Origin of the sequence: Peribacillus sp. NPDC046944 (assembly GCF_050272735.1) — a bacterium.
Taxonomy (GTDB): Bacteria; Bacillota; Bacilli; order Bacillales; family DSM-1321; genus Peribacillus.
In genome coordinates this window covers 326377-340698 of sequence record NZ_JBNNML010000005.1, presented here as the reverse complement: position 1 = coordinate 340698, position 14322 = coordinate 326377, and the positions used below count along the sequence as shown (strand labels likewise).

Genomic DNA, 14322 nt, shown 5'->3' with positions numbered 1-14322 from the left:
GATTATGGCGAGTTAATTTCGAGAGCACATTAAGAATAGTATGGTGATAAATTCCTGATACAGAAAGTGAAGTTGTTAAAGACCATAATTCCATGCCTATATTCTAAAAAAAATTGATGCATGAAACCCCTGGTATAGTACACCTTAATGGTAAAAAGCAAGGGGGAGATATAATTATGAAGAAATTATTGCACTTATATACGATAGTATTCTGTTTTTCAATGATCCTAAGTGAAACACTTGCCGGACCCGTACATGCAATAATTCCGGAAGAAATAACTCCGCTCGTCAAAAGTAAAGAAAACCAAAAGACAGTTTATTTAACTTTTGACGACGGGCCTTCTACGAATACAATGGATATCCTGGACATCTTAGACCGGTATCAAGTAAAGGCAACATTTTTTGTTAAAGGTAATGAAGAGCCATATGCAAAAAAATGCTATGAAGAAATGATAGGAAGAGGCCACAAAATTGCCTTACATTCCTATACACATGACTATTCAATCGTGTATCGTTCCACGAATAGTTTTTTTGAGGATTTAAATCGTCTTGAAACGATGTTAGAAAAAGATTATGGAATAAAAAGCCGAATCGTTCGTCTTCCCGGTGGATCACGAAATCGTCTGAGACAACAAGCAAGCACAAAACCAATCATTAATGGAATACTTCAGCAGCTAACGGATAAAGGGTATATATATACAGATTGGAATATAGATTCAACGGATGGAATCAGTCCTACTATAAGCGAACATCAAATCATCACATCCGTGCAAAGAGGCTTGAAAAATCAAAAACAGGCTAATATCCTGCTGCATGATATCAACAGTATGAAAAATACCGTTAAAGCGCTGCCGAAGATAATAGAAATCCTAAAAAAAGAAGGCTATATCTTTGATACGATAGATGAGACAACCCCAAAGGTTCAATTTAATTAGTGAAAGCCAAGCTCAACTATAGTAAATTAAAGGTAATTGGATTTTAATTTAAAGATCATAGTTTGGAAAGGATTTAAAGTTTTTATGATGCCATCGTTGTTTTTATCACATGGAACGCCATTATTAGCCTTGGAAGAGAATAGCTACACCGAGTTTTTAAAAGCTTATACAAAAGAAATTGAGAAGCCAACTGCAATAGTCATTCTGTCAGCCCATTGGGAAAGTGATGAACAGTTGGTTTCAGCTGTCAAGAAGCATGAAATCCTTTATGATTATATCGATTTTCCGGAAGAAATTTACCAGGTATCCTATCCCGCTTCAGGAAATTTGGAGCTTTCCGATAAGATTTTAACCCTGTTGTCACGAGTGGGCATATGGGGGGAGCTTGATGAAAGGCGTCCTCTCGATCATGGGGCATGGGGGCTGTTGCATCTCATGTATCCTAAAGTTGATATACCAATCGTTTCATTATCGATCAGTTCCGACCTACCGTTTGAAAAACAGTATGAAATCGGGAAAATGCTGGGGGCTCTCAAACGGAATAACGTCCTTATAATTGGTAGCGGTGGGATTGTGCATAATTTTAACCAGATTCAGCCAGACCTGCATGTTGCGGAGGGGTGGGCAATCCGTTTTGAAAACTGGGTGGAAGAACAGGTAGAGAAGTGGGATTTGGAATCCTTGTTTGATTATGAAAGAATAGGGCCATATAGTTCCGAGGCGGTGCCATTTAAAGGTCACTTCATTCCCTTGATCATTGCGATGGGAGCAGGAGATTCCAATAAAAAGGCAAAAATGTTGCATCGTAGTTTTCAGTATGGAAACTTAAGTTTGACAGCTTGGGAGTTTGCTTGAGTTGAAAGGGTTTTCAATCGTACGAAATCTAGCTTGTTTGAATTAATATACGAAAATAGAAAAATCTTTTTTTAGAAAAAATAGACTTAAAAAAGATAAAAGGTCTATTTAAGACGAAATAAGGCGAATTAAACAGAATAATAGTTTGAAAAAGGGTGTATAAAGAGGTGAAACCCTTGGATATTTCGACAAAAACATGTTAATATAGCATCTGAAAACGTTTTATCCTTTAAAATTTTATTATTCAATGACCAAGTTATTTATTATAAATTATCTATTTGGGGAAATGTTAGAAGAAGGAATTTGGGGATGGATAAAACGAAATTATGAGAAAAATTTGGGGGTTTACAAAAATGACCATCAAGGATGCTAAGGCTTACGACCCATGGAAATCTTTTTCTGGTCCAAACCTTGGGTATGTCATGGAGCAATACGATTTATTTCAAGTTAATCCGGAAGAAGTAGATCCGGAACTGAAAAACTTTTTTGAGGTTGCTGGTCCTCCTTCATTTGAAGTAGAGGCAGGCACTGTAATGGAAAGTGCACCACAGACTGGTGAAGTCCTTTCAATGAAGAAAATTATGTCTGCAGTAAAATTGGCAGAAAATATTCGTGCATATGGACATCTTGCTTCAAGCATTTATCCATTGATTGAAGACAAGCCAGACACAGAGCAAATCCACTTTGAAAAATACGATTTGACGGTTGAGGATTTACGGAAAATACCGGCTGATCTTATTTGCGCGCAATCACCTGAAAACGTAAAAGACGGATACGAAGCTTTCCAATATCTTAAACAACTTTATACAAAAACAATAGCCTTTGGATTTCACCATGTAAATGACTTGGATGAAAAGCAATGGCTTACTGATATGGTCGAATCTGGTAAAATGTTCCCTGAAGTTTCAAAAGAGAAAAAAGCATTAATGCTAAAACGTCTGAATGAAGTTGAAGGATTTGAAAAGTTCCTACATCGTACATTTGTAGGGCAAAAGCGTTTCTCTATTGAGGGTCTAGATGCATTGGTTCCAGTGTTAGACGAGATGATTTCACAGACTGTCCAAAATGGAACGAGCAATGTGAATATTGCCATGGCTCACCGCGGACGTCTTAATGTCCTGGCACATGTCCTTGGAAAACCATATGAAGTGATTTTCTCTGAATTCCAACACTCACCTAATAAGGATTTAGTCCCATCAGAAGGCTCAACCGGCATTAATTATGGTTGGACTGGCGATGTTAAATACCACCTAGGTTTGGATAAACAAATTACAAAAGAAAGCGTACAGAAAGCAAGAATTACGCTTGCCAATAACCCAAGTCACTTGGAAGTAGTTGGCCCAATCGTGGAAGGTTACTCTCGTGCGGCTCAAGAAGACAGGACAGCAAAAGGCTTCCCAGTGCAAGATATTGATAAGTCACTAGCAATCCTTATTCATGGTGATGCTGCGTTCCCAGGTGAAGGTATCGTACCTGAAACGTTTAACTTAAGCCGTCTACGCGGTTACCAAGTTGGTGGGGCAATCCACATCATCGCTAATAACACGATTGGTTTCACTACCGAAAGTGAAGATTCACGTTCAACTAGATATGCGAGTGATCTTGCAAAAGGTTTTGAAGTACCTATCGTCCACGTTAATGCTGATGATCCCGAAGCATGTATGGCTGCAGTTAATCTTGCCATCCAATATCGTGAAAAATACAAAAAAGATTTCTTGATTGACTTAATCGGTTACAGACGTTTCGGCCATAATGAAATGGATGAGCCATTGGTCACACAACCTGAAATGTATGCTTTGATTCATAAGCATCCAACAGTTAAAGAAATTTACGGTAAACAACTGATTGAATCTGGAGAGTTTACAGAAAATGAAGTGAAAGAAATGGCAAAACAAGTGGATACTAAACTTGCAGAAGCCTATGCCAAAATTTCTGGAAACAAACCGGAAGCTTCCAAAGAAGTAAATCCTCCGGGAATAATTGAAAAAGGCATTCCTACGATTGATACAGCTGTATCTAAGGAAGAACTTATTTCAATCAATGAACAACTTGTGAAATGGCCAGAAGGATTTACGCCTAATAAAAAATTAGGTAAAATCTTGTCCCGTCGTCTGGATTCGTTTGGTGAAAACGGTAAAATTGACTGGGCACATGCTGAAACGCTTGCATTTGCAACGATTTTAAATGATGCCACACCAATCCGTTTAACTGGTCAAGATTCAGAACGTGGAACATTCGCACAACGTAACATCATGCTGCATGATAGCGTGAACGGCAAAACATATTCACCGCTTCATACTCTTGAATCTGCCAAAGCATCTTTCGCTGTCCATAACAGTCCGCTTACTGAAACGGCAGTACTTGCTTATGAATATGGATATAATGTTTTTGCTCCAGAAACACTTGTACTTTGGGAAGGCCAATTCGGTGATTTCGCCAATACGGCACAAGTAATCTTTGACCAATTCATTGCGGCAGGCCGTGCAAAATGGGGTCAAAAATCTGGACTTGTTATGCTACTTCCACACGGATACGAAGGACAAGGACCAGAACATTCAAGTGCTCGCCTGGAACGTTTCCTTCAATTAGCAGCTGAAAATAACTGGACAGTTGCTAACTTAAGTTCTGCAGCTCAGTATTTCCATGTCCTTAGAAGACAAGCTAAAATACTTGATCAGGAACAAGTGCGTCCGCTTGTTATCATGACACCGAAGAGTATGCTTCGTAACCAAGTGATGGCATCTACTCCAGAAGAGTTCAGCACAGGAAGTTTTGAATCATTCATTGAAACGAAAACGCTAGGCAAAAAACCTAAAGCTGTTGAGCGCATTGTATTTGCAAGCGGTAAATTAGCTGTAGAACTACGTGATAAAGTAGCTACTGAACAAAATACTGATTGGTTGCAAATCATCAGTATCGAGGAGATTTATCCATTCCCGTTCACTGGCGTTCAAGAAGCATTGAAAAAATATACGAACCTTAAAGAAATCTACTGGGCTCAAGAAGAACCGAAAAACATGGGAGCTTGGACATTTGTTGAACCTCGCTTAAATGCGGCTGCTCCTGGAAATCTTTCTGTAACTTATATCGGTAGAAAACGTAGATCAAGCCCGGCTGAGGGAGATCCACTTGTCCATAAAAATGAACAACAACGGATTATGAGTCAAGCAATTACACGCAATAATGAGGGGGATAAATAAAATGGCTGAAGTAAAAGTGCCTGAATTAGCAGAATCAATTTCTGAAGGATCTATTGCGCAATGGTTAAAGCAACCTGGTGACCATGTTGAAAAGGGAGATTATGTCCTTGAACTGGAAACAGATAAAGTAAACGTGGAAATCATCTCTGATTACACTGGGATCCTTACTGAACTTTTAGCTGAAGAAGGCGACACTGTTCAAGTTGGACAAGCTATTGCCATCGTGGATGAAAATGGATCGGCAGCAGCACCTGCTAAGGAAGCTCCAAAAGCTGAAGAAGTGAAACAAGAACCAGCTAAAGTGGAACAAGCAGCACCTGCCAAAGAAGCTCCAAAGGCTGAAACGAAAGAAGCATCTTCCACTCAACAAGTTATTGCATCACCAGCTGCTAGAAAATTAGCTCGTGAAAAAGGAATTGACTTAACTCAAGTACCTGTTGTTGATCCACTAGGCCGTGTACGTGTACAAGACGTGGAAGCAGCAAGTAAAGCACCTGCAGCAGCTCCAAAAGCACCTGCAGCTACTAAACAAGCGGCAGCTCCTATTGAAGCCAACGATGACCGTATAGAAGTAGTGAAAATGACACGCCGTCGTCAAACCATTGCTAAACGTTTAGTTCAAGTCCAATCTGAAGCGGCAATGCTTACAACTTTCAACGAAGTCGATCTTTCTGCAGTTATGGAATTACGTAGCCGTCATAAAGAATCATTCGTTAAAGCTAATGACGTTAAACTTGGTTTCATGTCATTCTTTACAAAAGCAGTCATTGGGGCATTGAAAAAGTATCCTTTATTGAATGCTGAAATCAAAGGGGATCATATCCTTAAAAAGAACTTCTATGATATCGGTGTAGCCGTATCGACTGAAGAAGGCTTAGTTGTTCCAGTTGTAAGAGATGCTGATCGTAAAAGTTTCGCTGAAATCGAGCAAAACATTGCGGACCTAGCTGTTAAAGCACGTAACAACAAATTAGCGCTATCAGATTTATCTGGTGGTACCTTTACCATCACAAATGGTGGTACATTCGGTTCCCTATTATCGACACCTATCTTGAATGCACCACAAGTTGGTATTCTAGGTATGCATACTATCAAGACTCGTCCTGTTGCTGTTGGCGATCAAATCGAAAACAGACCAATGATGTACCTTGCATTATCTTATGATCACCGTATCGTTGATGGAAAAGAAGCAGTTGGTTTCCTAGTGGCAATCAAAGAAATGCTTGAAGATCCTGAACAACTTTTATTACAAAATTAATAAATCCTATATAATGAAAAAGCCCCTGTCATGGTGATGGGGGCTTTTTTTTGTAGAAAAGTTCATAGATAAAGAGATAATCATATCATCACTTGCAGGAATATGATTGGTTTTTTAATATAAATGAATGTTTTTGAATAAAAGTGAACGATAATGATTGATTAATCTGAAAAATGAAGTTATTATGGAAATATATTGGGGGTGAGGTAATTGTTGACAACCGAGAGGCATGACGTAATCCTTACGTTGATTAAGAAAAAAGGCATTATAAAGATGCAAGAACTTGTCGATCATTTGCAAGCTTCAGAATCTACCATTCGGCGTGATTTAGTCCAACTTGAGGAACTTAAGCTTTTAAAACGTGTTCATGGTGGAGCTGCCTTGCTTCAAAGAAAAGGCATGGAACCGACCACCTTGGAGAAGCAAAACAAAGCGTTATCCGAAAAAAAGCTCCTAGCAGAGCTGGGGTCAACTTTTATCGAGAATGATGACTGTATTTATCTTGATGCAGGTACGACCATCTCTGAACTGATCCCTTATTTAAAAGATAAAAATGTAACCGTTTTAACCAACGGTCTCATGCATATACAAAAGTTGATGGAATTGGAAATAAAAACGGTTATCGTTGGTGGAACCATCAAGGCTTCCACCAATGCGGTTGTAGGTAGTACAGCTGTCGATTTTTTAAGTGATTACCGATTCGATAAATGTTTTCTAGGGATCAATGGCATTCATCCTGAATTAGGTTTGACCACACCAGATCCTGAAGAAGCGCTATTGAAAAAGACGGCAATAAGGCTTTCCAATCAAAGTTATGTGCTTGCAGATAGTTCAAAATTAAATGAAGTCACCTTCGCAAAAGTGGCAGATGTAAGTGAAGTCATTTTGCTGACGGATAACAATAATGAAGCTGCCGTCGAACAGCTCTTGAAAAATCCCAAGATAAAGGTCGTGACGATTTAATGATTTATACCGTAACGCTTAACCCCTCAATAGATTACCTGGTCGAGGTTGAAAACTTCCAAATGGGCTTGGTGAACAGATCATGCATGGAAAAGAAATATCCGGGGGGCAAAGGAATTAACGTATCACGTGTATTGAAAAGGCTAGGAAACGATACGACTGCTTTAGGCTTTTTAGGTGGCCAAACTGGGGAATTTGTAAAAGCCTGTTTAGAAAAAGATCATATTAGGACTAATTTCACGGAAATAACAGGTGATACGAGAATCAATATTAAATTAAAAACAGGAGTGGAGACTGAAATTAATAGTCATGGTCCTGAAATATCCATGGAGAATTATCATCATTTACTTAGTTTAATTGGTGAACTCAAGCCAAATGATTGGCTCGTTTTATCTGGTAGTATTCCAACAAGCCTCCCACGTGATGTGTACGAAACGATGATGAAAATATGTTCGGGGAGGAAAGTAAAAGTGGTGGTTGATACTAGTGGGAAAGAATTATTGGATGTCGTTCATTATGAGCCTTTTCTCCTGAAGCCTAATCATCACGAATTAGCGAGTCTTTACTCGACTGAAATCAGAAATGTGAAGGATGCAAATAAGTATGGGCAGAAATTGTTGGAAGCAGGTGCTCAAAACGTAATCGTTTCGATGGCAGGAGATGGGGCTGTACTTATCACAAGAGATAAATCTTATGCTGCAAATATACCGAAAGGAAAGGTCATCAACTCAGTGGGGGCCGGAGATTCCATGGTGGCCGGATTTATCGGGATGTATGAAAAAACGGAAGATGTTATAACCGCTTTTCGATATAGTGTCGCCGCGGGAAGTGCGACAGCTTTTTCATCGGACCTTTGTACGTGGGAATTAATAGAAAAAGTATTGCCACAGGTTAGTGTCAGTGAGATAAAAGGGGGGTAACTCTATGAAAATTACAGACTTGTTAAAATTGGATACCATTCTTATAGATTTGCAAAGCGAGACAAAGCTTGGGGTGATAGAAGAGTTATCCGCCAAGTTAGCACAAGCTGGACGTTTACATGATGAAGGTGGATTCAAGGCCGCCATTTTGAAACGTGAAGAGCAAAGTACGACAGGGATAGGTGAGGGAATCGCCATCCCACATGCAAAAACGAGTGCTGTGAAAACGCCGGCCATTTGCTTTGGAAAATCAGTTTCAGGTATTCAATATGAATCGCTTGATGGGCAGCCAGCTCATTTATTTTTCATGATTGCGGCAAGTGAAGCAGCTAATCAGGTTCACTTAGAGACCCTATCTCGATTGTCTTCATTATTAATGGACGCTCAATTCAGGTCTCAATTGGTTTCTGCCACATCAGCTGAAGAAGTGTTGGAGATTATCGATCAAAAAGAACAAGAAGCAGATCAAGACGAAAACGAAAATGAAGAACAGGAAACAAGTGCGATTAGGGATGCTGCAAAAATCTTGGCCGTTACGGCCTGCCCGACAGGAATAGCCCACACTTATATGGCAGCGGATGCTTTAAAGGCTAAGGCGAAAGAAATGGGTCTTGATTTCAAAGTTGAAACCAATGGATCGACAGGTGTAAAAAATAGGTTGAATCCAGCGGAAATTGCCAATGCGGATGTCATTATTGTTGCAGCGGATAAACAAGTGGAGATGGACCGTTTTGACGGTAAGCGGGTTATCATCGTTCCCGTTGCTCATGGGCTCAGGAAGCCGGAGGAGTTACTTAAACGGGCTGTTAACCGGGACGCACCCATTTACAAAGGGACCAAAAAGGATAGTCGAGAAGATGAACCTTCAACAAAAGGAAAAATCGATATTTATAAGCATCTGATGAATGGCGTAAGTAATATGCTTCCATTTGTTGTAGGTGGAGGGATCTTAATTGCACTATCCTTCTTTTTTGGATTAGATGCATCCGATCCGACAAAACCGGAATATAATCCGATAGCTAAAGCATTAAGTGATATTGGGGGAGGTACAAGCGGGGCCTTTTTCTTTCTAGTCCCAGTCCTGGCAGGTTTCATTGCCTCAAGTATCGCCGATCGTCCAGGATTTGCCCCAGGTATGGTGGGAGGATTGTTGGCAGCCCAGGCCAATGCTGGCTTCATAGGTGGCCTGATTGCAGGTTTTCTTGCCGGGTATGTTGTTTTAGGATTGAAGAAATTATTCTCTAATTTGCCACAGGCTTTCGAAGGGATTAAACCGGTATTGCTTTATCCGGTGTTCGGAATGTTAATAACAGGCTTGATCATGCTATTCGTTATTAATGAACCGGTGACTGCTCTCAACCAAGGTTTGTCGAATTGGCTTCAGGGCCTATCAGGGACAAACGCCGTTCTTTTAGGGATGATTCTTGCAGGCATGATGGCTGTAGATATGGGGGGCCCTATCAATAAAGCTGCCTTTACCTTTGGGATTGCGGCTATTGAAGCACAAAGCTTCGGCCCTCATGCAGCAGTTATGGCGGGTGGGATGGTACCTCCGCTTGCCATTGCCTTTGCGACCACCTTTTTCAAAAGTAAATTTAACGATACAGAAAGAAAATCCGGATTGACAAATTACTTTATGGGAGCCTTTTTCATTACAGAGGGAGCGATTCCATTTGCGGCAGCCGATCCGTTTAGGGTCATTATCAGTAGTGTGATTGGAGCAGCAACGGCGGGTGCTCTAACGATGGCATTCAATGTCACATTGCCGGCACCTCATGGGGGCGTGTTTGTAATACCATTAGTTAACCATCCATTTCTATATTTGTTGGCCATTTTAATAGGCTCACTCATCTCTGGACTTATCTTGGGATTCTGGAAAAGAAAACAGAACTGAAGATTGGCGGATTCAAGAATCTTGAATCCGTCTTTTCAATTTTCCAGACTTTTTAATCGTACAAAGATTCCATATGATTCACTTTTGGGGAAGGTTGTTCCTCGGCCATATTATAGATTGTTTAAAAAGTCTTTATATGACGAATAATAAGCCATTGATAGAGACATAAAAAAGCATGTTTCCCCTAGTTTTTGGGTAGAGAATATAAATAAGATAAAAAGGAGAAGGATGACCTTGTTGAAGAAAAACACACTAAAAACCATCAAAAGAGATGATATGATAGATGTTACGACAGAAGTGCAGGCATTTGTAACGGAAAGGGGAATACAAGAAGGTATAGCGCTTGTATATTGTCCACATACTACTGCAGGCATTACAATTAATGAGAATGCGGATCCAGATGTTAAAAAAGATATGCTTAGGAGATGGGATGAGCTTTATCCATGGAATCATACGTTGGATTTACATATGGAAGGGAACACTGCTGCTCATTTAAAGTCCAGCACTGTAGGGTCGTCACAACAAGTTATTATCCATAAAGGTAGTCTGGTCCTTGGTAGATGGCAGGGTATATATTTCTGTGAATTTGATGGTCCTAGAGATCGTCATTACTTCATCAAACTGATTGAGTAAGACAAGGATATGCAGGGGGAAACAATTTTGATAGATGTTTTGATTACAGGAAAAAAAGTACGGTTGAGGAATGTCCAACAGGACGATTTGAAAACCTTATGGAGTTTAAGGTATGGAGAAGAAAATCCTTTGTGGAAAAAATGGGATACACCATACTCAGCTAATGAAATTATGGATTATCCTACGTACATTAACAATGAGATGAAACTACGGAGATACGATCAAAAATTAGGTGTTTTCTCTGAATTATTAATAGAAAGGGAACACCAAATAATCGGGTCGGTTGTTTATTATTGGGAGAATGAACCAGCAAGATGGCTAGAAATCGGAATTACCATATATGAACCAAGATATTGGAATGGCGGTTATGGAACGGAAGCCATTAGCCTATTCATTCCTTATTTATTTCAAAATTTAACCATTGAAAGGATAGGATTGACGACGTGGTCTGGAAATGAACGAATGATGACGGTCGCTGAAAAAGTAGGAATGCAACTTGAGGGTAGAATAAGGAAATGCATTTATCACGATGGGATTTACTACGATTCCATCAAGATGGGGATGTTACGTGAAGAATGGCAAGCAAGAAACGAATGAACGATAATCACTTTTTTAAAAAATGTAAAAAAACACCTGGATTACCTTGGGAATAATTTGACGCTGTTTTCTCTTTTTTATTCTGTTATTCTAGGGAGGTGCTTAACGAGGAGGTTAAAGGATGAAATTATCAGTTGTATTACCGATGATCATAACTCTTAGTGTCATCATACTTGGACTAGCATTCCCTTGGGAAACCACAAGCAAGGCTTCGAATGGTGCTAAAAAACATGTTATTAAACAAGGTGAATCGATATGGGATATCGCTAAGCAGCATGGAGTTCCAATTCAAACGTTAAAAGAAGTCAATAATAACAAGAATAATGTTGCTGAACCAGGCAAAACATTGATTATTCCGCATTTCATGAATGAAACCGATAAAGAATTATTAGCTAGATTGGTTCATGCTGAGGCAAAAGGTGAGCCATATAGAGGCAAGGTAGAAGTAGCAGGAGTCGTGTTAAATCGTCTTGATAGTGGCGAATTCCCTGAAACAGTAAGAGAAGTGATTTATCAAAAAAATCAATTCTCTCCTGTTGATGATGGTAGCATTAACAAACCTGCTGGAGAAGATGCAGTACGGGCAGTAAATGAAGCAATAGCCATTCACGGCTATACGAATGATGCATTATATTTTTGGAATCCAAGTATATCCGACAGTGTGTGGATGGAAAAATTAGAAGTGGTTAAAATTATTGGTGGCCACCATTTTGCCATTTGATCATGAAGCCTGACCGTCTACGGTCAGGCCTTTTTCAATAAAAGAGTATTTACTCAAAAACGTTATAGTCGAAAAAGGCTGATGAATGGAATTACTTACTTTAATGCATTCTGAAAGTAGGATATAATTGAAAAGGAAATTGAAAAGTGGTTCAATGAATAAGGAGTTGTAAGATGGCTAATACGCACGTTTATACAAAAAAAGAGGAAGTATTCAATGCAATCACCCATGGAATTGGTGTCTTATTAAGCATTGCCGCTCTTGTTTTATTAATAATTTTCTCTGCTCATCAAGGATCGGCTTCACTCATTGTGATTTCGATCATTTATGGAGTTTCTATGCTCCTTTTATATGTAGCTTCTACTTTAGTGCATAGCTTTCCTGAGGGGAAATTGAAAGACCTTTTTGAGATTTTTGATCACTCGGCCATTTATATATTCATTGCGGGCACGTATACACCAATCATGCTGCTCGTCATTCAAGGGGCTTTAGGATGGACGCTACTGGGAGTTGTATGGGGTGTGGCAGTGGTAGGAGTCATCTTCAAGGCTTTCTTTGTTAAGAAGTTTCTTTATCTATCCACGATTTTATATATCGCAATGGGGTGGATGATTGTACTGGCATGGGGCCCGCTAACCAACACCATGCCAGCAGCAGGCATACAATTACTTATAGCCGGAGGATTACTTTATACTTTCGGTGCCATCTTTTATGTATGGCGTGGTTTTCCTTTTCACCATGCTGTATGGCATCTCTTCGTGCTTGCAGGATCTGTGGCACACTTCTTTGTAGTTTTATTTTATATTATCCCTCTATAACTAGAGGGATTATCTTTATATAATTAAATTCGTGTTTTAAATTCTACCATTTAGGTAATAGATAAGAAAAGAGACTTAGGAGGAAACCATATGAAGAAATCTTTAAAAGTACTTTCGGTCCCATTTGCTGCTATGCTTGTATTAGCAGGATGTGGAGAAGATGACGAGGTAAAGAATCCGCCGGTACAAGAAAATGAAAACCAAGCGGAAACAAATCCTGAAAAGGGAACAGAAACCAATGAAAAGCTTCCATTTACTTTCAAAGCCTTTAACCTAGAAGTTGATTATAAAGGGAATAACAATGACTATGAAGCGGAATATGATACCATGGGTGCTCAAACGGAAGCTTCTATCGATGATGAATCCAATAAACATGAAGTTCATGGTGATGAAGCGATGGAAGAATTGACGCCAATTTTAGAAAAGTTGACGTTCACCCAAGACTCTACGGATGATGAGGTCATACAAGAGGTGACTAAAGCCTTTAACTTAAAAGAGGATTACCAAGAGTTCGAATTGGAAGTTACGTATAGCGATGGAAAAACAAAGGTATATAAAGTCGTTAATAAATAAAAACAATCGTGATAGAATATATTCAAGAGTTGTCAAATCTTAATTGTTATAGTAAAATGGTGTAGGTAAACAAAGGGGTTTATCATACTTTTACAATGCTATTTAATTCGGGCTTATGGGGATAGGACCGTAGTAAATACATATAAAAAAAGAGTCTTTTTTCTAAAAAGAGTCTTTTTTTATTTTCTGGAAAATAAAAAAAGACTTTAAATATATATAATTAAACGATAAAGACAGGGGGTACCAAATCCATGGTATCTACCTGTCTTTATTTTGTCTATTAGGAAATAGAGATATTTTTTTTGGGAAGCATTTTAGCTGAAGCAAGTCTAGCTCGAATGGAAACACCTAACCAGGATGCTAGGAGGGCTTTCAGGATACCTACGATTAAGAATGGTGCGAATCCACTAGCAATGGCAGCTGTCCAAGTTAATGCAGCTGCATATTTCAACCATATTGTTCCAATGGTTAATGTTATCATCATGCCAATGATATTAGCTATGAGTGCAATGGGAAATGTAAAACGGGTTTTTTCCAAAATCCAGCCGGTAATGAAAACAGTAGGGATATAAGACAATAAATAGCCACCAGTAGGACCGAAAATCTTTGCCAGTCCTCCAGACATTTCTGCAAAGACAGGAACACCAGCTGCACCAATGAATAAGTACAAAACTACTGAATAAGTACCATAACGAGCACCCAGGATCGTAGCGGCAAGTCCAACGGCCAGAGTTTGTCCTGTAATAGGCACGAGCGGGAGTGGAATGGTTAGTTGGGAAAGGATTCCGATAATAGCTGCAAATAAGGCTGTGATTATCATCATTCTTAATTTTTCATGACTCGTATTCATAGCGTTTCCTCCTAATGTAAACTAATTTATTATTTGGTTAACAAATAAAATTTTATTATAGGAAGTAAATACTGTCAATATCTTTTGTTTTTTCTGAAGTTTGAA

13 protein-coding genes are annotated in these 14322 nt (G+C 39.2%); 12 read left to right on the top strand and 1 reads right to left on the bottom strand.

Annotated features, from left to right (window positions below):
- The first annotated feature begins 176 nt into the window (after positions 1–176).
- The 12 genes from ACQKIC_RS12095 (at position 177) to ACQKIC_RS12040 (ending at position 13367) form a co-directional block, all read left to right on the top strand.
- Positions 177–935: a polysaccharide deacetylase family protein gene (locus ACQKIC_RS12095; RefSeq protein WP_402868874.1), complete on the top strand. Its 759-nt coding sequence runs from the start codon at positions 177–179 to the stop codon at positions 933–935.
- A gap of 87 nt (positions 936–1022) precedes the next feature.
- Positions 1023–1790 carry a dioxygenase family protein gene (locus tag ACQKIC_RS12090; RefSeq protein WP_402868872.1) on the top strand — a complete coding sequence of 256 codons (768 nt, stop codon included), beginning with the start codon at positions 1023–1025 and terminating at the stop codon, positions 1788–1790.
- A gap of 326 nt (positions 1791–2116) precedes the next feature.
- On the top strand, positions 2117–4990 hold the full coding sequence (locus ACQKIC_RS12085; RefSeq protein ID WP_427668640.1) for a 2-oxoglutarate dehydrogenase E1 component: 2874 nt from the start codon (positions 2117–2119) through the stop codon (positions 4988–4990).
- A gap of 1 nt (position 4991) precedes the next feature.
- On the top strand, positions 4992–6248 hold the full coding sequence (gene odhB, locus ACQKIC_RS12080; protein ID WP_427591168.1) for a 2-oxoglutarate dehydrogenase complex dihydrolipoyllysine-residue succinyltransferase: 1257 nt from the start codon (positions 4992–4994) through the stop codon (positions 6246–6248).
- 210 nt (positions 6249–6458) lie between these two features.
- A complete protein-coding gene (locus tag ACQKIC_RS12075; protein ID WP_402868866.1) occupies positions 6459–7211 on the top strand; it encodes a DeoR/GlpR family DNA-binding transcription regulator in 753 nt (250 codons plus the stop codon).
- Entirely contained in the window at positions 7211–8131 is a 921-nt protein-coding gene (gene pfkB, locus ACQKIC_RS12070; RefSeq protein WP_427591170.1) for a 1-phosphofructokinase, read from the top strand. The genes ACQKIC_RS12075 and pfkB overlap by 1 nt, the downstream gene beginning before the upstream one ends.
- A 4-nt stretch (positions 8132–8135) precedes the next feature.
- The gene (locus ACQKIC_RS12065) at positions 8136–10025 is read left to right on the top strand and encodes a PTS fructose transporter subunit IIABC (RefSeq protein WP_427591172.1); all 1890 of its coding nucleotides are present in this window, start codon (positions 8136–8138) and stop codon (positions 10023–10025) included.
- A gap of 228 nt (positions 10026–10253) precedes the next feature.
- Positions 10254–10658: a secondary thiamine-phosphate synthase enzyme YjbQ gene (locus tag ACQKIC_RS12060; RefSeq protein ID WP_402868860.1), complete on the top strand. Its 405-nt coding sequence runs from the start codon at positions 10254–10256 to the stop codon at positions 10656–10658.
- A gap of 27 nt (positions 10659–10685) precedes the next feature.
- A complete protein-coding gene (locus tag ACQKIC_RS12055) occupies positions 10686–11255 on the top strand; it encodes a GNAT family N-acetyltransferase (protein WP_403079447.1) in 570 nt (189 codons plus the stop codon).
- Positions 11256–11376: 121 nt separating this feature from the next.
- Positions 11377–11976, top strand: a complete 600-nt coding sequence (locus ACQKIC_RS12050; protein WP_402868856.1) for a cell wall hydrolase — start codon at positions 11377–11379, stop codon at positions 11974–11976.
- A 173-nt stretch (positions 11977–12149) separates the two neighbouring features.
- Positions 12150–12794, top strand: coding sequence for a PAQR family membrane homeostasis protein TrhA (gene trhA / locus ACQKIC_RS12045; RefSeq protein ID WP_402868854.1), 645 nt, complete (start codon positions 12150–12152; stop codon positions 12792–12794).
- A gap of 90 nt (positions 12795–12884) precedes the next feature.
- Positions 12885–13367, top strand: coding sequence for a YusW family protein (locus ACQKIC_RS12040; RefSeq protein ID WP_402956929.1), 483 nt, complete (start codon positions 12885–12887; stop codon positions 13365–13367).
- A gap of 280 nt (positions 13368–13647) precedes the next feature.
- Here ACQKIC_RS12040 and ACQKIC_RS12035 read toward each other — a convergent pair whose 3' ends face one another.
- The gene (locus tag ACQKIC_RS12035) at positions 13648–14217 is read right to left on the bottom strand and encodes a biotin transporter BioY (protein ID WP_402868850.1); all 570 of its coding nucleotides are present in this window, start codon (positions 14215–14217) and stop codon (positions 13648–13650) included.
- Between the last annotated feature and the right edge of the window lie 105 nt (positions 14218–14322).

Coding starts and splice junctions, on each gene's coding strand:
- ACQKIC_RS12095 (WP_402868874.1), top strand. CDS start 177: ATGAAGAAATTATTGCACTTATATACGATAGTATTCTGTTTTTCAATG.
- ACQKIC_RS12090 (WP_402868872.1), top strand. CDS start 1,023: ATGCCATCGTTGTTTTTATCACATGGAACGCCATTATTAGCCTTGGAA.
- ACQKIC_RS12085 (WP_427668640.1), top strand. CDS start 2,117: ATGAGAAAAATTTGGGGGTTTACAAAAATGACCATCAAGGATGCTAAG.
- odhB (WP_427591168.1), top strand. CDS start 4,992: ATGGCTGAAGTAAAAGTGCCTGAATTAGCAGAATCAATTTCTGAAGGA.
- pfkB (WP_427591170.1), top strand. CDS start 7,211: ATGATTTATACCGTAACGCTTAACCCCTCAATAGATTACCTGGTCGAG.
- ACQKIC_RS12065 (WP_427591172.1), top strand. CDS start 8,136: ATGAAAATTACAGACTTGTTAAAATTGGATACCATTCTTATAGATTTG.
- ACQKIC_RS12060 (WP_402868860.1), top strand. CDS start 10,254: ATGACCTTGTTGAAGAAAAACACACTAAAAACCATCAAAAGAGATGAT.
- ACQKIC_RS12050 (WP_402868856.1), top strand. CDS start 11,377: ATGAAATTATCAGTTGTATTACCGATGATCATAACTCTTAGTGTCATC.
- trhA (WP_402868854.1), top strand. CDS start 12,150: ATGGCTAATACGCACGTTTATACAAAAAAAGAGGAAGTATTCAATGCA.
- ACQKIC_RS12040 (WP_402956929.1), top strand. CDS start 12,885: ATGAAGAAATCTTTAAAAGTACTTTCGGTCCCATTTGCTGCTATGCTT.
- ACQKIC_RS12035 (WP_402868850.1), bottom strand. CDS start 14,217: ATGAATACGAGTCATGAAAAATTAAGAATGATGATAATCACAGCCTTA.